Source organism: Sphingobium phenoxybenzoativorans, assembly GCF_018286635.1.
In the GTDB taxonomy this organism is placed as follows: Bacteria; Pseudomonadota; Alphaproteobacteria; order Sphingomonadales; family Sphingomonadaceae; genus Sphingobium; species Sphingobium phenoxybenzoativorans.
Genome location: NZ_CP073910.1, coordinates 4,655,258 through 4,673,409 on the forward strand (window position 1 = coordinate 4,655,258; position 18,152 = coordinate 4,673,409).

Annotated in this window: 19 protein-coding genes; 4 read left to right on the forward strand and 15 right to left on the reverse strand. The window is 62.3% G+C overall.

Annotated elements, in window-relative coordinates; all coding sequences use genetic code 11:
• Positions 1-67 precede the first annotated feature (67 nt).
• Positions 68-958 (reverse strand): sugar phosphate isomerase/epimerase family protein, encoded by an 891-nt coding sequence (locus KFK14_RS23030; RefSeq protein WP_212609290.1) that lies wholly within the window; start codon positions 956-958, stop codon positions 68-70.
• Positions 959-1,124: 166 nt separating this feature from the next.
• On the opposite strand from KFK14_RS23030, the gene KFK14_RS23035 reads away from it, so the two are divergent.
• Complete coding sequence (locus KFK14_RS23035; protein ID WP_212609291.1) at positions 1,125-1,625, forward strand: nuclear transport factor 2 family protein; 501 nt, start codon at positions 1,125-1,127, stop codon at positions 1,623-1,625.
• A 28-nt stretch (positions 1,626-1,653) separates the two neighbouring features.
• Positions 1,654-2,043 carry an EthD domain-containing protein gene (locus KFK14_RS23040; protein WP_212609292.1) on the forward strand — a complete coding sequence of 130 codons (390 nt, stop codon included), beginning with the start codon at positions 1,654-1,656 and terminating at the stop codon, positions 2,041-2,043.
• A 59-nt stretch (positions 2,044-2,102) separates the two neighbouring features.
• On the opposite strand, the gene KFK14_RS23045 is transcribed toward KFK14_RS23040, so the two are convergent.
• The 9 genes from KFK14_RS23045 to KFK14_RS23085 form a co-directional block, all read right to left on the reverse strand.
• Positions 2,103-2,498: an EthD domain-containing protein gene (locus KFK14_RS23045; protein ID WP_212609293.1), complete on the reverse strand. Its 396-nt coding sequence runs from the start codon at positions 2,496-2,498 to the stop codon at positions 2,103-2,105.
• A 135-nt stretch (positions 2,499-2,633) separates the two neighbouring features.
• Positions 2,634-4,958 carry a TonB-dependent receptor gene (locus KFK14_RS23050; RefSeq protein ID WP_212609294.1) on the reverse strand — a complete coding sequence of 775 codons (2,325 nt, stop codon included), beginning with the start codon at positions 4,956-4,958 and terminating at the stop codon, positions 2,634-2,636.
• A gap of 174 nt (positions 4,959-5,132) precedes the next feature.
• Entirely contained in the window at positions 5,133-5,351 is a 219-nt protein-coding gene (locus KFK14_RS23055) for a ferredoxin (protein WP_070157734.1), read from the reverse strand.
• Between the two features lies 1 nt (position 5,352).
• Positions 5,353-6,588 (reverse strand): cytochrome P450, encoded by a 1,236-nt coding sequence (locus tag KFK14_RS23060; protein WP_212609295.1) that lies wholly within the window; start codon positions 6,586-6,588, stop codon positions 5,353-5,355.
• 100 nt (positions 6,589-6,688) lie between these two features.
• Entirely contained in the window at positions 6,689-7,447 is a 759-nt protein-coding gene (locus KFK14_RS23065) for an SDR family NAD(P)-dependent oxidoreductase (protein ID WP_212609296.1), read from the reverse strand.
• Positions 7,448-7,459: 12 nt separating this feature from the next.
• Positions 7,460-8,992 carry a class I adenylate-forming enzyme family protein gene (locus tag KFK14_RS23070; protein ID WP_246525081.1) on the reverse strand — a complete coding sequence of 511 codons (1,533 nt, stop codon included), beginning with the start codon at positions 8,990-8,992 and terminating at the stop codon, positions 7,460-7,462.
• A 72-nt stretch (positions 8,993-9,064) separates the two neighbouring features.
• Positions 9,065-9,844: a meso-2,3-butanediol dehydrogenase gene (budC, locus tag KFK14_RS23075; RefSeq protein WP_212609298.1), complete on the reverse strand. Its 780-nt coding sequence runs from the start codon at positions 9,842-9,844 to the stop codon at positions 9,065-9,067.
• Between the two features lie 26 nt (positions 9,845-9,870).
• Entirely contained in the window at positions 9,871-10,266 is a 396-nt protein-coding gene (locus tag KFK14_RS23080) for a nuclear transport factor 2 family protein (protein ID WP_070157738.1), read from the reverse strand.
• 54 nt (positions 10,267-10,320) lie between these two features.
• Entirely contained in the window at positions 10,321-10,926 is a 606-nt protein-coding gene (locus KFK14_RS23085) for a VOC family protein (protein WP_212609299.1), read from the reverse strand.
• 239 nt (positions 10,927-11,165) lie between these two features.
• Between KFK14_RS23085 and KFK14_RS23090 the strand changes: the two genes are divergently transcribed.
• The gene (locus KFK14_RS23090; RefSeq protein ID WP_212609300.1) at positions 11,166-12,977 is read left to right on the forward strand and encodes an FAD-dependent monooxygenase; all 1,812 of its coding nucleotides are present in this window, start codon (positions 11,166-11,168) and stop codon (positions 12,975-12,977) included.
• A gap of 14 nt (positions 12,978-12,991) precedes the next feature.
• On the forward strand, positions 12,992-13,408 hold the full coding sequence (locus KFK14_RS23095; RefSeq protein ID WP_212609301.1) for a nuclear transport factor 2 family protein: 417 nt from the start codon (positions 12,992-12,994) through the stop codon (positions 13,406-13,408).
• A gap of 15 nt (positions 13,409-13,423) precedes the next feature.
• On the opposite strand, the gene KFK14_RS23100 is transcribed toward KFK14_RS23095, so the two are convergent.
• From KFK14_RS23100 to KFK14_RS23120, 5 genes are all read right to left on the reverse strand, one after another.
• Positions 13,424-14,245, reverse strand: coding sequence for an SDR family NAD(P)-dependent oxidoreductase (locus KFK14_RS23100; RefSeq protein WP_212609302.1), 822 nt, complete (start codon positions 14,243-14,245; stop codon positions 13,424-13,426).
• 54 nt (positions 14,246-14,299) lie between these two features.
• On the reverse strand, positions 14,300-15,463 hold the full coding sequence (locus tag KFK14_RS23105) for a thiolase family protein (protein ID WP_212609303.1): 1,164 nt from the start codon (positions 15,461-15,463) through the stop codon (positions 14,300-14,302).
• The gene (locus tag KFK14_RS23110) at positions 15,463-16,545 is read right to left on the reverse strand and encodes a thiolase C-terminal domain-containing protein (RefSeq protein WP_212609304.1); all 1,083 of its coding nucleotides are present in this window, start codon (positions 16,543-16,545) and stop codon (positions 15,463-15,465) included. Before KFK14_RS23110 ends, KFK14_RS23105 begins: the two co-directional genes overlap by 1 nt.
• Before the next feature lie 68 nt (positions 16,546-16,613).
• A complete protein-coding gene (locus KFK14_RS23115) occupies positions 16,614-17,000 on the reverse strand; it encodes a Zn-ribbon domain-containing OB-fold protein (protein ID WP_212609305.1) in 387 nt (128 codons plus the stop codon).
• The gene (locus tag KFK14_RS23120) at positions 16,997-18,151 is read right to left on the reverse strand and encodes a thiolase domain-containing protein (protein ID WP_212609306.1); all 1,155 of its coding nucleotides are present in this window, start codon (positions 18,149-18,151) and stop codon (positions 16,997-16,999) included. The genes KFK14_RS23115 and KFK14_RS23120 overlap by 4 nt, the downstream gene beginning before the upstream one ends.
• Position 18,152 lies beyond the last annotated feature (1 nt).

Below are 18,152 nucleotides of genomic sequence, written 5' to 3' on the forward strand. Positions count from 1 at the left end.
GTGTTGATAATAAAGCGCATGACCTCTTTGGGCGCGCGCATCGCACCAGCATTGCCTTTTTCACCTGTCAGGCGTTCGCGCCTGCGTCCGCAAGCGCCCGCTGAGTGGTCTCCCCCGAACGCCGCCCAAGCGCCTCCAGGGGCAGGGCGGAAACGGCCTCGCCAAAGACCTCCGGGCCAATGCTCAGCAACGCGCCACGGCCCACGACAGGCGAAACCATGCGGGCGATATCGAGCGATCCGTCGCCGGGGAAACCGCGATAATTGGTGTCGGGCAAAAGCTCCTTCCATGCCGTGCCAGGCAGCGCGTCCGCCAACTGTATGTCGAACGGGCAATCATCCGGCATGGCGTCCAGGCAGGCCAGGTCGCGCGCGAAATCGGTCGAGCCGCGCTGCATGTGCCAGGTATCGAGCACCAGCCCCGATCCCACATGCCCGACGGTGGACACGATGTCCCACGCATCCACAAATTCCGGGATGCCCCAGAAGGGAATGAACTCCAGCGCCGTCCGCATGCCGCGCGTCTGCGCGGCCGCGCATATGTCGGCAAATCCGCGCAGCACGGTTTCCCGGTCGAGCATGCCCCGGTCAAAGGCTCCAACCGCCACAATCGCCGCGATGTCCAGTTCCGCGCCCAGATCCAGCGCCTCTTGCGTGTCGATGTTGAAGCGCTGGCGGATATAGTCGTTGAATGCCGGATCGCCCTCTATGGGATGCCATGCGGGCAGCCAGCCGGAAATGCCGTCAAGATGGCTGAATATGACGCCCAGTTCCTGCGCCCGTTCGCGCAGATCGCGAAGGGAAAGGCCGCTTGCCAGCGCATTCTTGATCGCCATGGGCGCTATCGCAAGGGCGTCGAAGCCGCCCGCCGCCGCGACCGCCAGTTGATCGAACACCGGTCGATCCATGATGCAGGATGGCCAGAACACGGTTTGCACCGCCATATGCGCTTTTGCCAATTTCCCTCTCCAACACAGTGCCGGGAACGGCACGCGGCCGCCCGGCGTCATTATCGCGGGGAGATTATCAACACATGCGTTGACAGACAAGCCGAGTCTCCTATGATGCGATCACAATCAATAAAGGGCGCGTCAACAACCGCCCCAGACGGTTGAGGAGAGAGGCATGTCCGACCAAGGGCCAATCCGCCACCGCGAGCAAATCCTGCTGCGCCTGTTCTTCGAACATGGCGCGGCCGAGCGGGCCGGCGATGTCGATGCCGTGATGGCGACCCTGTGCGACGATCCCTATTATGAATTCTTCCCGCTCAACTACCGGGTGGAAGGCACGGCGGCCGTACGGGAGTTTTACGCACGCATGCTGGGGGCCAATGCGCCGGGTTCGCAGACATTCCGCATCACCGACACGTCAGGCAATCTGGGCGATCTCAACAGCCCCTGCGACGTCATCTGGATCGGCAATGACAGCATGGTGACGCGCGACGACTTGCTGATGACGGACGCCGACGGCCGGGAACGGTCGCTTCGCTATCTGTCCATCTTCACCCTGAAGGGCATGAAGCTGGAGGGCGAGCGCATCTACATGTCGCAGGGCGCGGCTGACTATATCCGCGAGTCTCTGGGCGAGGATTTCGTCAGCCTGCCGGGCGTTTCCATCATCGATTGAACACCAACCATCGCCGCAGGAGCACAGCATGTTCAAACTGATCATCACCATCAAGAAGAAGAAGGGCATGACGCTGGAGCAATTCATGCATCATTATGACAAGGTGCATATTCCCCTTTGTCAGAAGATCATGCCGGTGCCGCTGCACCTGCACCGGCGCAACTATATCCTGACCGATCATCCCTTTTATGGCTATGTCGGCGACAATCGCGCCGAGGCGTCGCATGAGCCGGCCTTCGACGTCATTACCGAAGCCTTTTATGAGGATGAGGCGGCCGCCCGCGCTTCCATGGACGCCCTGTTCGATCAGGTCATCGGCCCGCAGGTCATGGAAGATGAGAAGAATTTCTGCGAGCCCGGCGGCGTCAATTTCTACGTCGTTGAAGTGCACCAGACCGCCATACCCTGGGGCGCTTGACGCATCGATCGTGAGGGAAAGCGGCGGCACAGACACCGTCGCTTTCCCCGTCGCATTTCTTAAAAGAAATTGCCGCTCATCCGCGGGTTCGAACCGCCAATGACATGCTCGGTCATGAAGATCATCAGATAGGGCGCATCCGGGTTCGATATCTTTTCCTCGTCCGGCCGCAGGATGCGGAAATAATCGTCGCTTCCCCACGCCTTCATGGCCACATCGATGGAATCGAACCAGAATTCCGACAGCACGTCATAATGGGACTCGCCGTCCGGCATCATCTGTCCGGTGTTGAAATCGACCTGGCCGATAATGTGATTCTGCACATAGCGATGGCAATGCTGCCAGAAACCGGGGCAGGTTTCGACGAGCTTGGCGTGAACCGTCAATGCGTGCAGATGCATTTCATGCCGCGTCATCCCAGCCTTGCGTTTGCCGGCGACCATCACCTTGATCATTCTCACCCTCCTTCTTTGCTAGCGTCGTGTCTTGCGAGCCGCCGCGATCCGGCTGCCTGCCGGAACCGCCGGGAAAAAAGAGGGGCACGGGGTCCCGATAAACCCCATGCCCCCTGTCATTATACCTACGGCGCGTCAGAAGCGCTTCGTCAGCGTCACGCCATAGGTGCGCGGAGCGCCCAGCGCGCCAACCACCTGATACCCCAGGAAGTCGGACGAGACCGTGCCGGACGTCTCATAATATTTGTTGGTCAGGTTCCGTACAAAGATGGTTCCCGACAAACCCAGATCCTTGTTCTCGATGTCCAGGAACGCATCGACCTTCGTGTAGGAAGGCTGCTCCGCCCAGGGTTCGTTGAACTGGCTGAAATAGGTCCGCGAGGTCCAGGTGACGTTCGCCCGCGGCGTGATGTCGGCGAAGCCCGCATGAATGGTGTAGGCGATTTCACCGTCTATCTTATATTTCGGCGCATAGGCGAGCTGATTGCCCGAAAGATCGAACGCAGGCAGGCCAGGCCCGCCGGGATTGGCGGAATCGGGGATGGTCACGCCGGGATCGCTCTGGCCGGGGAACAGCGGATTGGGCGTCAGATAATTGGTATATTCAGAATGCAGATAGGACAGGTTCAGGTTGAGCCGCAGGTCATCGACCGGGACCGCCGTGAACTGCCCCTCAAAACCATATAGCTTCGCCTTGGCCGCATTGCGCGTGATCAGGCGGATGCCTTCGGTGATGTTCACCTGCAGGTTGCTATAGTCATAATAGAAGGCGGCGACGTTCGCGCGCAGGCGGCGGTCGAACAGATCAGCCTTGATGCCGCCTTCATACATGGTCAGCTTTTCCGGCGAGAAAGGCGCCTGCAGGAAGCCCGCATTGAAGCCGCCGCTCTTGAAGCCCTTGGAAAAGGTCACATAGGCCATGGTCTGCGGCGTGAACTGGTAATGCACCGTCACTTTCGGATCGGTCGATTTGTAGGAAGCCGACTGATCCAGGAATGAGGTGTAGAGCGGATTGGGCGTGTAGAGCGGATTTTCGATCGGCGTTGTGAAATTGTCTCCGTCGAATTCCGTAAACTCGGAAATCTTCCGGCGCTCATGACTGAAACGCAGACCAAGGTCGATGCCCAGCTTGTCGGTGAGGTTGATCGTTTCCTGTGTGAAAACCGCCCATGCCTTGGTGGTCTGATCACCGCCATAAAGGGGGCCGCGAATATAGAACAGGCCGCCCGCGTCGAGCGGTACGCCAAACATGCCGAGGCGGATCGTCGGGTCGATACCTGCGAAGGCGTCCTCCTTGAAATAATAGGCGCCGACCAGATAGTCGACGATGCCTACGCTGCCCGTAATCCGCAGCTCCTGGCTCCAGCTCTCCGAATTTTCCCGGATCGGCGCCGGAGTGCCCGCAAAGGTCGTCTGGTCCGCGTCATATACGCCGTCCTGCTTGAAACGGCGCCAGCCCGAAACGGAGGTCAGCTTGCCAAGGCTGCCAAGCTCCAGATTCGCTGTCAGCGATACGCCATAGGCCCGAATATGCGATTCAGGCCGCGTACCCGCCAGGTCGCGCGGATTGGAGGCATTTTCATAACCGAACAATGTGGGCGTCGGCACATGGCCGGGCGTCAGGGCCAGCACGTGCAGGCCGTTGGTGTGATCGTCCGCCTTGTAATAGTCGGCGACAATCGTGGCGTCGAAAGTTTCGGACGGTTTGAACGTCAGCTTACCGCGCACGCCGAACGAATTTTCATCATCGACATCCAGCCCCGTGTCGATCATTTCGCCATAGCCCTGCCGGACGGATTTCTGGACAGCGATGCGCGCGCCAACAGTGTCCGTGATCGGGCCGCCGACAGCGCCTTCCGCGCGCATCAGACCATAATTGCTCGCCGACAGCGTGGCGTAGGCGTTGAACTCGTCACCAGGGTTGCGCGAGATGAGATTGATGGCGCCGGCGGTCGCGTTACGGCCGTAAAGCGTGCCCTGCGGACCGGCCAGAACCTCGACGCGCTCCAGGTCAAACAGGCCGACGAACGCCGCCTGCGAACGCGGCTGATAAATGCCATCGGTGTAGATCGCCACGCGCGGATCCGATCCAGGCGTGATGGCGTCAAGCCCGACGCCGCGGATGAAAATCTTGGCGCTGCCGGTATTCTTGCCGAAGGTCACATTGGGGATGCTGTCGGCAAAGCCCTCAATATCCACGGTCTGGTTTTTCTGCAGCATGTCGCCGCCCAGCGCGGTCATCGCGATCGGCGTCTTTTGCACGCTCGCTTCACGCCGCTCCGCCGTCACGATGATGTCGGCGATGGCGCCAGATCCCTGATCGCCTTCCGCAGCGGGAATCTGCCCGGAGGCGTCCTGCGCCGAACCGGCGACCTGCGCGCCCGCGACAGAAGCCCATAGGCCCATGGCAAAGGCCGTCGCACCAATACCCGCGCGCAAGCATAGCTTCAAATTGCTCATATGATCCTCCCCAACTATTTGCCGCGCAGCGTCTGCGTCAGCAGGTTGTGTCACTATTATCAACATCTCTGTTAATACCTCTCGCGCCCGCCATCGTCAACATTTGCGTTGATTGCATTTGCATAGAAGGCGCAAAATAAAGGCCATCACTCTCAGCAGTGCAGGCTACCCATTCTATTCGGCGGCGGGAGGCACCAGCTTTATGGCCTGCATGGGGCAGGACGCCTCTGCATCCTCCAATTGCTGCAGGCTGTACCCGCTGCCCTTACCCTTGAATATGCCCAGCCTCTGCTTGTCATAGCGAAAGGCGTGAGGCGCGAGCCGGATGCATTCGCCCACGCCAACGCACAGCGCATGATCGATCTCCGCACGGGGTAAGGGATCGTCGGCCATGTCAGGCTTCGTGGAATTTCACGTCCAGCCCCTTCAGGCTGCGCGAAACCATCGTCGGACCATATTCCAGTTTGTCCTGAACAACCTCGATCCGTTCGAACTGGGTGGTGAGGTAGGCCAGCGCCTCCTGCATCTCCAGCCGCGCGAGCGGCGCGCCGAGGCAGGTATGGATACCCTGCCCGAATGCGGCATGCTTGTTGGGCCAGCGCGTGATGTCCAGCGCATCCGGATTCTCGAACGCGGCCGGATCGCGATTGGCGGCATGCTGGATCAGGAACACCCGGTCCATGCGCTTGATCTGTTGTCCGCCGAGCTCGAAATCCTCTTTCGCCCAACGGCCAAGGCCACGAATGGGACCGTCAAAGCGCAGGCATTCCTCCGTCGCCGACCGCAGAAGGCTATGGTCCTGGCGCAGCAATTGCCACTGGTCCGGGAATTTGTCGAACGCCGCAATGCCGTTCGACATCAGGTTCATCGTCGTTTCATGTCCGGCGAACACCATCAGGATGACGTTGGCGATCACCTCCTCCTCCGTCAGGCGGCGGCCATCCTCCTCCGCGAACAATAGCGCGCTGATCAGGTCCTGCCGCGGATTTTGACGGCGGTCGGCCAGAACGGGCGTCAGGAATTCCCGCGCGCGGGCGAGCGAGGCTTCCGCGCGCTGCATCCGCTGCTTGTCATCGCCGCGCACGAAGATCACGGCGGCCAGATCGTCCGACCAATCCCGCACTTCATAGCGCTGATCGCTGGGCACGCCGAGATATTCGGCGATGACGATGACGGGCAGGTGGAACGCAAAATCGGTGAGGAAATTCACCCGCTCCTTGCCACGCAGCGGCTCCGCTAGATCACGGACAAGTTCGCGCGCGCGCTCCCGCAGGATTTCGACGCTGCGCGGCGTGAAGGCCTTGAACACCAGGCTGCGCATGCGCGTGTGATAGGGCGGGTCCTTCCAGACAAAGAGTTTCGACAGGAAGTCCAGCAACCGCGTATTTTCCCCCGCTTCCCGCACCTCCGCGCCAAAAGGCCCGGAGAAACGATCAGACGACAATCGCTGCGCATCGCGATAACCAGCAGTGACTTCATCATAGCCGGTGACAATCCAGCCGTTCCAACGCTTGTTCCAATAGACGGGATTGCGTTCGCGAAGACGGCGGTAAAAAGTGAAGGGACTGTTGATCGCCTCCTCACTCAGAAGATCGTCGAGATCGCCCGTATCAAGAATATCGTCGACCATGGAACTCCTCTCATATCAGGCGATATCTATTATCAACACATGTGTTGATTGACTATGATGATGTTCCGGCAGAGTCAAGCGCATGGCAAAACAACGTCTGTCAGCGCGGCGGCAGCCGGACTGCGCCGTCGATCCTGATGCAATCGCCGTTCAACATCGGATTGGCGATAATCTCCCGCACCAGAGCGGCAAATTCCGCCGGCGCGCCCATCCGGGCCGGATGCTGGACATGCCGCGCGGCGGCCGAAGCCGCCTCAGCGATGCCCGCCAGAATCGGCGTTTCGAACAGGCCGGGCGCGACCGTCATCACCCTGATGCGCGCGCGCGCAAATTCGCGCGCCAGGGGAAGCGTCATTCCGACAATCCCTGCCTTGGAGGCGGAGTAGGCCGCATGACCGATCTGGCCGTCGAAAGCGGCGATCGATGCGGTATTGATGATCACCGCACGTTCCGCATCCTCGTCACTTATAGCCATGGCCCGCGCGGCAAAGTGCGACAGCATGGAAAAAGTGCCGATCAGATTAATGTCGATGACCCGGCGATAGGACTCTAGAGAGAGGGGATCGCCGTCACGCGACACGGCTTTCAGCGCAGGGGCGACGCCCGCACAATTGACGAGTATCCGCGCCGGGCCGTGTGCGGCTTCCGCAGCGTCCAGCGCGGCGATTATCTGCTTTTCTTCTGTGACATCGGTGGGAAGGAACAGGCCGCCCATCCGCGATGAAAGCGCGTCTCCCTGATCCCCGTTAATGTCCAGCATCGCAACGCGCGCGCCGCCAGCCAGAAGCATCTCGGCCACCGCCGCGCCCAGACCGGAGGCCGCGCCGGTGACGACCGCAGCCATTCCTTCAATCTGCATGACCGCTATCGCCTATGCGCCGCCGATGCGTTCGGCCGCCTTTTCCCAGAAACCTTCGCGCAATTGCTTGCGCGGAATCTTGCCTGCGGGCGTGCGCGGGAGAAGCTCATGCTTGATCAGGACGACGCTCGGCTTTTTATATCCACCAAGCTTTTCCGCGCAAAGAGCGATCACTTCCTGCTCCGACAGCGATTGCCCTTCGTGCAGGACGACGATGGCGGCCGGCGTTTCGCCCCAGCGTTCATGCGGCGCGGCAACAACAGCCACTTCGCGCACCGCCGGATGCGCGGAGATGACGATTTCCAGCTCGGCGGGCCAGATATTGAAGCCGCCGGAAATGATCATGTCGTCCTTGCGGTCGACCAGATAGAGAAAATTATTCTCGTCAATATACCCCACGTCGCCGCTGAGCACCCAACCGTCGACAAGCCGCTGGGCCGTCATTTCCGGTTCGCCCCAGATGCCCTCCATCTGCCCATCGACCTGCAGCGCAATCTCTCCGGTCTCTCCAAGCGGCAGCGGACGATTGTCATCATCGCGGATTTCCACGCGGGCGAACGGCATAATCCGCCCGACAGAGCGCATCGGGTCGGAGCCGGGCACTTCGCCAAACCATTCGCGCGCCGTCATCCAGGTCGCAGGCACGGCCTCCGTCTGGCCGAAAAACTGGTGCAGCGCATTGCCGAACAATGCGTAAGCATTCCGGGCGGTCTGTTCCCGCATGGGCGCACCGGCGATCGCCATCGCTTTCAGCTTCGCCATATCCGGCAAGGCATGCGATTTTGCATGGGCCACGATGTCGCTGACGATCGTGGGCACCGCGAATGTATAGCCGCCATGTTCGGACAGCAGGCCGACGAAACGCTCAACATCAAATCGCGGCTCCAGGATGTTATAGCCGCCCGACAGCCATATCGGCACGAACAGATAGCCTGATCCGTGGGAAATCGGCGCAACATGGGTGCACGCATCGCCCAGTTCGATCGGCGGCAGGCGATATGTCCAATCGCGCTCGGTGAACATCCAGGCGCGATGGGTGAACGCCATGCCCTTGGGCGAACCGGTCGTCCCGGCCGAATGGCGGATGATATAATAATCGTCCAAATCCACAGCGGGGTCCGGGTCCGTTGCATCATGCGACGCCAGCCAGTCCTCATAGTCGGCCCCGCGCACGACAATATGCTCCAGGCTGGGCACCACCGACACAAGGTCCTGCACCTGATGCTTGTGCTGCTCATCGACGACGACGGCGCGGCACCCCGTCTGCGCGATCATCTTGGCGTGAGATTCGCTTGAATTGCGCATGTAGAGCGGCACGCGCACGAAATTGGCGGCGGCCGTACCCAGGAAGAAATCGGAGGATTCGATGCAATTATCCTCAAGCACGGCGATCCGGTCGCCCGGTTTCAGGCCAAGCGCGATCATCGCATTCGCAAAACGGCAGCCGCGATCCCAGGCCTCGCCGAACGTCAGGCTACGCCCGCCACTTACAACGGCAAGGCGATTCCGGTTGGCACGGGCGGCCGATCGCATTGCATCGCGCACATTGATCAAATCTTGTTCCTCTCTTTGCTTTGCCGGCCGACTTCGTTGATCAGTTTTCCCGCCAACAGAGGTTTAGCCCAAAATGTTCGGGCTGCCCGTCCAGGCGGTAATGCCATTGTCCACGACCACCGCCGAACCGACCATCGCGCTGGCGTCGTCACTGGCGAGGAAGGCGATCACGGCGGCGATTTCGGATGGCTGCGCCGGTCGCCCGGAGGGGATGGAATCCTGTATGCGTCCCCATAATGGCGCATTGTCCTTCAGCATCTTTGCCGCAGGCGTATCGACCATGCCCGGACACACCGCGTTCACGCGAATGCCCTCTTTGATATGGTCGATGGCGACCGCCCGTGTGAAATTCAGCACCCCGCCCTTCGCCGCCGAATAGGCCGGCAGGTGAAACTCCCCGGCCATGCCCGCAATCGATGCGACATTGACGATTGCGCCGCCACCCGCCGCGCGCAGCAAGGGTATGCCCAGCTTGGTGCAATAGAATACGCCATTGAGCACGACGCCCAGAACGCGGTCCCAATCCGCAATCGGCACATCCGGCGCCTTGCCCAGCAGCCCCATGCCCGCATTATTGACGAGAATATCGAGCTTGGGGTGCTTTTCGGCAATGCGGGAGAATGCCCCGGATACCGAATCCCAGTCCGACACGTCGGCAGTCTCTATAGATGTCCGGCCAATGCCTTCATCCGCCGCTATCGCCGCAGCCGTGGCTGCAGCTCCATCGCCGTTGAAATCGAGCAGCACGACATGCGCGCCCTCCGACGCAAGACGGCGCGCCGTTGCCGCGCCAATCCCGGAGCCTGCGCCGGTAACCAGCGCAACCTTGTCCTTAAACCGCACCTTTGGTTCCTCTCTTGATCGGGGACTCAGGCAGCAGACATGTCCGCAACGCCTTCAAACGCTTCGGCGACCACATGCGCGCTATCGAGATATTCGTAGATATGGGCGACCTTGCCGTCCCGGAACTTCAGAAAGACCGCCACGGGAATGACCTTGCTGGCGCCGGTGGCTTTCATGCGGATGTGAATATTGTGGCGCTGGATCACTGTGTCGCCAACCACATAGCGTTGCTGAAGCTCATAGCGGCTGTCGGCAACAGCGGCGAACTGCGCCAATGTCTGAACGCCTTCCGCCTTCGTCTGGGTTATGCCGTCGAAATTGTGCCAGACGCCCGCATCATCGGCATAGAGGCGATTGAGCGTATCGACGTCGCCCTGTTCGATCGCCTTGAAAAATGCCTCGGCAATTGCCTCGATAGACATAGATATCCTCTCCTCTGCAACGAAGCCTGCTGTTCTCCCGTCGTCGTTCGCGCGTCAGCGCGGGAAATCGTCCATGCCGCGCGGGCCGATGTTGGGACGACGCTTCAACGCCTGTTCGGTTTCTCCATTGCGCAGACGCTGCAGCATATCGGCGGGATCGATATCGACGCCGATAGGATTTTCCGCAAACTCCGGCAGGCGGCAATAGGCGATGCCTTCTTCGGCGGTGTCGAAATTATCGACCTGCATTTCGACCCGGTTGCCATCCGGATCCCGGAAATACATGGATGTCGTCGGCCCGTGATTGACGGTCCAATAGGGCTTGACGCCCAGCGCATCCAAACGGGCATGGGTTTCCAGCAAATCCTTCAGCGTCGCATAGGTGAAGGCGACGTGATGGAAACCGACCGTCCCTTCCGGCCGATCGGCCAGGTCGGGGACGTTGACTACCGCGATCCGGTGATGCTCCTCGTCATAGGTCATGAAGGCGACATTGTCGTCCTCATGCGAGGAGCGCAGGTCGAAAAGCGTTCTGTAGAATGCGACCATTTCCGGAAAGCGGCTGGTGTAGACGACGAAATGAGCGATCTGGGTGGGCGCGATTCGCCGCTCCTGGCCCTGACCGGATATGCCGTTCCGCTCGGCAACCAAATTGCTCATAATATTTCCTCTCTCGCATAGACTTTGGCGTCTTCTTGCGGGCTTCCCGCCATCAGCGCAGCGCATCCGGCGCAATCAACCGCCAGAGCCGCCGATGCAGATTCATAGCGCACGCAAATAATATCAGTCAACACATGTGTTGATCAATTGCTCATAACGTGGCAATAAGACCCTAGAGGATCGGCGGGTTTTGACCCCCGCACGAGAGTCTTGCATGCTGAGGTTAGGAGAGATTTGGAATGGAACTGCTGGAAGTGGATGTGCTCGTGGTGGGTGGCGGGGCATGTGGCTTGACCTCCTCGATCGTCCTGTCTGGTCTGGGCATCGACAATCTCGTGGTTGAGATGCGCAAGGGAACGTCCGACCTGCCGAAGGCGCATTATTACAACCAGCGCACGATGGAGATATTCCGTCAGCACGGCATCGCCGCGGAAGTGTTCGACAAGGGCATGCCGATGGCGAACTGCACCGTCCGCTATGTGACCAGCCTTGGCGGCGATGGCGAACTGGACAAGCGCGAACTGCTATGTTTCGACGCCTTTGGCGGCGGCCCGCGTAGACGCGCCTCCGAACGCGCGGCGGCCGTTCCGGCGACGCATTTGCCGCAGCTCGGACTCGAACCGATATTGCGCCGTATCGCCGACGAACGCGGCGCGCGCACGGTCCGCTTCCAGCATGAGATGGTCGCGTTCGAACAGGATGCCGAAGGCGTCACCGCGACGATCCAGGACCATGCCGCCGGCAAGGCATATCAGGTGCGGGCGAAATATATGATCGGCTCGGACGGCGGCCGCGCCGTTGGCCCCGCCCTCAACATCCATCGCGAAGGACGCGAAAAGCTGGCGGTTCTGGTGTCGGCGCATATCACCGCCGATATCTCCGACTATATTCCGGGCGATGCGATGATCACGCATATCATCCATCCCGAAAGCCGCTTCCGCTGGGGCGTGTTCGTGCCCGTAGGTCCGCAGTGGAGCAAGCATTGCCCCCAATGGCAATTCAGCTTCGCCTATCATCCCAATGAGACCGAGCGCCTGACGGCGAAAGACATTGTGCCGGCCATTCGCGAAAGCATGCGGCTGCCCGACCTCGACGTCACGCTGCACAAGGTCAATGAATGGTGGGCGGAGGCGACCGTCACGCCCAAGTTCCGCGAAGGCCGCATATTTCTGGCGGGCGATGCCGCGCACCGCGTGATCCCGACCTCCGGTCTTGGCCTCAATACCGCAATTCATGATGCGCACAATCTGGGGTGGAAGCTGGCCGCGACCCTGAAGGGAGAAGCGGGCGAGGAACTGCTGGACAGCTATGAGGCTGAGCGCCTGCCCGCCTGCGCCCGCAATGCCGAATGGTCATGGTTCACCTTCCAGAATCACCTGATGGTCGAAATGGGACTGGGCCTGATGCCGGGCGCGCCGGAGGAAGCGAATGTTCAGGCCATCCGGGACTATCTGTCCGACACCACCTATGGCGAAATGTTGCGCGCGCGCGCAGCGGAAGTGGCGGGCACGCAGCGCACGGAATATGGCGCGCTGGGCGTCGAACTGGGCAGCCAGTATGAGGGCAACGCCATTGTTCCGGACGGCTCCCCGGCCCCGGCGATCGACCCCATGGGCGATACCTACACGCCCACGACGCGTCCGGGCCATCGCCTGCCGCATGCATGGTTCGAAAAGGGATCGCTGCGCATTTCCAGCCACGACCTGACCGGGGCGACAGAACGCTTCTCCCTGATCACCGGCGCGCGCGGCGGCGCATGGGTGGAGGCCGCCGAAAAGGCGTCAGCAACCCTGGGCATAGAGATCAAGGCCATCCAGGTCGGCGTCGGATGCGACTATGCCGACGCTTCGGGCCTTTGGGACGAATCGAAGGAGATTGGCGAGGACGGCGCAGTGCTGGTCCGTCCCGACAATTTCGTCGCCTACCGGTCGCTGAATATGGTCAAGGACCCGGCGTCCGCAATCGAAGGCGCGCTGCGCACGGTGCTTAGCCGCAATGCCGACAAGAAAGCGGCTCCAGCGGCGGCCAAACGGCAACCCGCGCTCGCCTGACAGAGAGGATTGTCATGTCCAACTCCGACGAAACCTTTGCCGCCTGCGCGCGGCTGACGGCGGCCTTTGCCGTTCTGGTGGACCATCATCGCTATGAGGAACTCGGCGAACTTTTCACTGAGGATTGCCGGTTCGAACGCCCCGGCGCCACCCTGTCGAGCCGCGCGGAACTGGTGGCGTTCATGAGCCAGCGCGACCGCGCGCAATTGACGCGCCATCTCTGCCAGCCGCCCCTCATCGTCGAGACCGGCCCCGATGAGGCAACGGGCATCACCTATCTCGCTTTCCTGCAGGGGGAAGCGCAGGAGGGCGGCGTCGGCAAGCTGACCGGCGTCACCGCCATGGCCGAATATCACGACCTGTTCCGCAAGACGCCGGAGGGCTGGCGCATCGCGGAACGGCGCGTGGTGCCGATGATGATGGCGGGCTGACCGCGCGGGAGGGCTTCAGCCGCCCTCCTGCATCCCGCCCCCGGACATGCCGCGCCGGGTGGCCAATGTCGGTTGATGGCCGGTCAGGCCGCCATCGACCGCCATCACCTGCCCCGTGAACCAGCGGGATTCATCCGATAGCATGAACAGCACGGCATTGCCGATGTCGATCGGCTCGCCCGCACGCGCCAGCATCTGCGAATCCTGCACCACCTTGATCGCGGCCTCGGCCATGACGCCGCTGGACCGGCCCGGCACCAGCCCCGGCGCCACGGCGTTGCACCGGATATTGTCTGGCCCGTAAGCGGTCGCGATGCTCTGCGCGAGGGTGATCATGCCCATCTTCGCCACGCTGTAGGCATGCAGGACAATATCGCCCGCAAAGGCCGCGCTGGACGAGGTGTTGACGATCGATCCGCTGCCGGAGCGGATCATGGCCGGAATGGCGGTTTTGCTGCAGAGAAATGCTGCACCCACATGCCCCCTGAACGTCTCGACAAAATAGTCGAGCGACATGTCGAGGATGTGCGAATCCTTGAATACGAAATCATTGCTGACCGGTCCGGCATTGTTCCACAAGCCATCGAGACGGCCGTAACGGTCCATGGCGAGCGCCACCATCGCGCCGACGTCATCTTCCTTGCCTACGTCGCCGACATGCGCGACCGCCTCGCCGCCGGCCGCCATGATTTCGTCGGCCAGTTCATAGACGCGCGGCGCAATGTCGTTCAGGACCAGCCTTGCGCCTTCGCCGGCCAGCAGCTTGGCTGTTCCCGCGCCCAGTGTCCCGGCCGATCCCGTCAGGATCGCCACCTTGCCCTCAAGCCGTCCGGCCACAGTCCTTCTCCTCTCCGCTATTGATCCTTCCGTCCGGTCATGCCGCGCCGCCGCTTACGGGCGATCTGCGCCCAGCACGACACAGGTGGAGAATTGCGTTGCGCCGCCCTGTCCGGTGGCCACGGCGCGGCGGATGGCGTCATGCTGGCGCGCTCCCGCGGTGCCGCGCACCTGCAGCGCGCATTCCACGATCCGCACCAGCGCGGCCGCACTGACGGGATTGACCATCTGCGGCCCGCCCGACGGGTTGACCACGATACGCTCGCTGCCATCGATCAGCCTGTCGGCGAATTGCGGGCCGCTATCGTCGCCGACCAGCCCCAGCGCCGTGTAGGCCATAGCCTCCGCGCTGGAAAAAGGCGCATGGATCTCCACGCAATCGACCTGCTCGGACGGGCGGGTAACGCCGGCCTGCGCATAGGCTTTGCGCGCCGACTCGACGAGCGTATGCAATTCCACCAGCGACCCTTCCGCGCGGTGAATGCGGTCCCCCATCGCATAGGTGTCGCTCAATCCCGCCGCGCCGTGAATCCAGGCGACATTGCGGTCCCGCGCCAGATGCTCCGCGGTCAACACCACCGCGCACGCCCCCTCGCTCATCGGGCACGCCTCCAACTGACGGATGGGCCATGCCAGGATGGGCGAAGCAAGCACTTCGTCCGCCGTGAACACGCGCTTGCGGTCTATGGTGTCATTATGCTGCGCAGCACGGGCGTTCTTCGCGGTCAGTTCGGCCCAGTGGCGCTGATTATATCCCTGATCCTGCATCAGCATGGTTGCGCGCATCGCGACCATGCTGATCGTCGTCACCGATATGTCCTTCTCGTAGATCGGATCGAAGATCGAGTTGAACACCTTCTGCGATGTGGACGCATGGCCCATCCTTTCCAGCGCGACCACCAGCACGGCGTCGCAACGGCCGGACGCGATCCAGGATATGGCGGCCAGCACCGCTGACGATCCGGTAGCCCCGCCGGTGTTGACGCGGAAATAGGGAATGCCGGGCCGCGCGATCGCGCCAAGGTCCATATGGTTGAGACCCGCCAGCGCGTCAGGCGCGACGCCACCGATGACAAGGCCGATCGCGTCCATGCCAAGCCCTGCATCATCCAGCGCCTGCATGGCGGCGCGGCGGACCAGTTCCCCGCTGTTCACATCCTCATGACGCCGCTTGTAGACGGTCTGGCCCACGCCAGCGATTGCAACCCGTCCGCTCATCACGCCGCCTCCAGAAATGCTGCATAGGCCGCCTGGCCGCCCATTGCGGAAAGGCCCGTCGCCAGCGCGCGGGACGGTTTGCCCGGAAGCTGGCACGCCCCCGCCCGGCCAGTGAGCTGCAGATAGGCCTCCACCGCATTGACGAGACCGCAGGTGGGATAGCACCAGCCGCTTTCCCCGCCGCCGCCGGGATTGATCGCGGCGTTCGCGGCATAGGCGGCATAGCCCTGCCCCGCCTCTGCCAGCCCCAGAACCTCCAGCGCCAGCGCTTCATCGCTGAGCGTCGCGCCGTCGATAAAAAGCGCCTGCGCGTCGCGCGCGCCAAATCCCGCCTGATCGGTCGCCAGCCTGATCGCGTCGGCCAGAGCATCCGCACCCACCAGATCGCGCGCGCCGATCAGCGGCGACGCCGTGCCATGGCCAAAGCCAGCGATCCGCACGGGTCCAGCCTTGCGGCCGATAATCGCCGCGACGGCTATGTCCGCCATCAGCGGCGCGTCATCCGCGACAAGCGGCGTCGCAAGCATTGGACGGCGGCCCTCCGCCGAAGCGCGGGGGTTGTTCCGCGCCCTGTCCCGCCGCGCGGCAGCCGCCGCCTCTCGCGCATCGTCCGGGCAGCCATGCCGCGCGGACCAGGCGGACAGGCGCAGCGCCGAAAGCGTGAACTCGTCCGCGCCAAACGCCTGCTCGAAAATAGGGTCGAAACCCGCGCGCGACGTCCGCGCATAATTGCCTTCGCTCTCGCGGCCCCAGGCGGCGACGATCGAATATTCGGTTTCGCCCGCCTCCACCCGCGCGCTGGCGAGCGAGAGCGCCGAAAGCCCATCCGACGCGAGGCGTATTTCGTCGCGCAGATAGGCGCCCGCGGCGGGCGCCGTAACCATGCTGGAAAGCGAGCGCCCGTCCACCAGATCGTGCGCGGCAAGGACCACGGAGTCTATCGCCTGGATGTCCACGCCGCTGTCATCCAGCGCGGCGGATACGGAGGCGAAGATCAGGTCGGTCAGGCTGGATGAAGCGTCCGCCCATCCTCTGACCATGCCCACGCCCAATATATATACCGGCTCACTATCAGTCTTCACATCCGGTCCTTTTCATTACCTTGTCGGGATCGTGCAGGATCATTCCCGCGCGATCATCCGCCGGCGCATCAATCCGCGCTGGGCGTGAACATCGGCAGCATGCGGCCGTCCCGCGCCGACCGGCGGAAAACGACGCGCACGCGGTCGCCAACTGCAAGCCGGTCGAAATCGCATTCCACCATGACCGCGATCATGGTGGGTCCTTCATCCAGCGTCACATAGGCGGGGCAGTAGGGTTCGGCCCCGACACGGACGACCGTGTAGGAATAGATTTCGCCCTTCCCCTTCGACTCCTCCCATTGGGTTTCGCCGCCGCAGAAGGGGCAGTAGGCGCGGGGATAATAATGGGGCTTCTCGCACGAAACGCAGCGCTTGATCAGCAGGCGCTCCTGCGCGACCGCTTCCCAATATTCGCGATTTTCCGGGAAATTCGGATCGCCGGCAAATTCCGTCATGCCACTCGCTCCAAAATAGCCGTCGCGCAGCCGTGCCGCTGGCCAAGGACTCCGCCGGTGCCGTGCGACATCGCAAGCGCGCAATTCGGCACCTGAACCGCCGGATGCGCTTCACCGCGCAACTGGCGGACCGTTTCGATCACCTTGGTCATGCCGCCGCGATGGGCCGGGTGATTGCTGCACAGTCCGCCGCCGTCGGTATTGACCGGCAAGCGCCCGACGCCAGAGAGCAGGCCGTTGTCGGCGACGAACCGCCCGCCCTCTCCCTTGGCGCAGAAACCCAGATCCTCGATCGCGAACAGAACCGTCACGGTGAAGCTGTCATAGGTCGACAGATATTGAATATCCGCCGGGGTCAGGCCCGCCTGCGCATAGGCCGCCTGCCCCGATGCGATGCCCGCCGTGCGGGTGATGTCCATCTCAAACCCGCGCTGATAGCCGATTGCATGGCCCGCGCCGCGCAGCTTGATGAGCGGACGCTTCAGGCTGCGGGCGATCTCCTCTCGCGCCAGAACGACCGCGCCGCCGCCGTCGCTGATGACGCAGCAATCGAGCCGATGCAGCGGATCGGCCACCATGGGCGACGCCAGGACTTCCTCTACCGTCACCGGCTTGGGCAACCGCGCATGGGGATTATGCTGCGCATGCTGCGATATCGCGACCTTGATCCAGGCAAGCTGTTCGGACGTGGTGCCATATTCATGCATGTGCCGCCGCGCCGCGAGCGCATAGCTGGCGGCGAGATAGGGACCATAGGGAAGCTCAAACTCATTTTCCGGAAAGGTTGTCAATTGCACCTGTCCGCCCGGCCGGTCGCCCTCTGCGCGCGGACGGCCCGCCAGCGTCACCAGCGCCACATCGCACAGGCCCATCTCGATCGCCTGCGCCGCCTTGGCGACATGCAACACGGGAGAGGAGCCGCCAATATCGGTGGAATCGACGTAGCGGGGATTGATGCCGAGATATTCCACCATCGACAGCGGCCCCACGCCCGGCGAATCCCCGGCGCAGAAATATCCATCGACATCCGCCAGGGTCAGCCCGGCGTCGGCAAGCGCGCCGGCCGCGACTTCGGCATGCAGCATGGGCGCGGATTTCTCGGTCGCCAGGCGCGTCGGGTGCTCATAGGCGCCCACAAAGAAGCCAGCCATA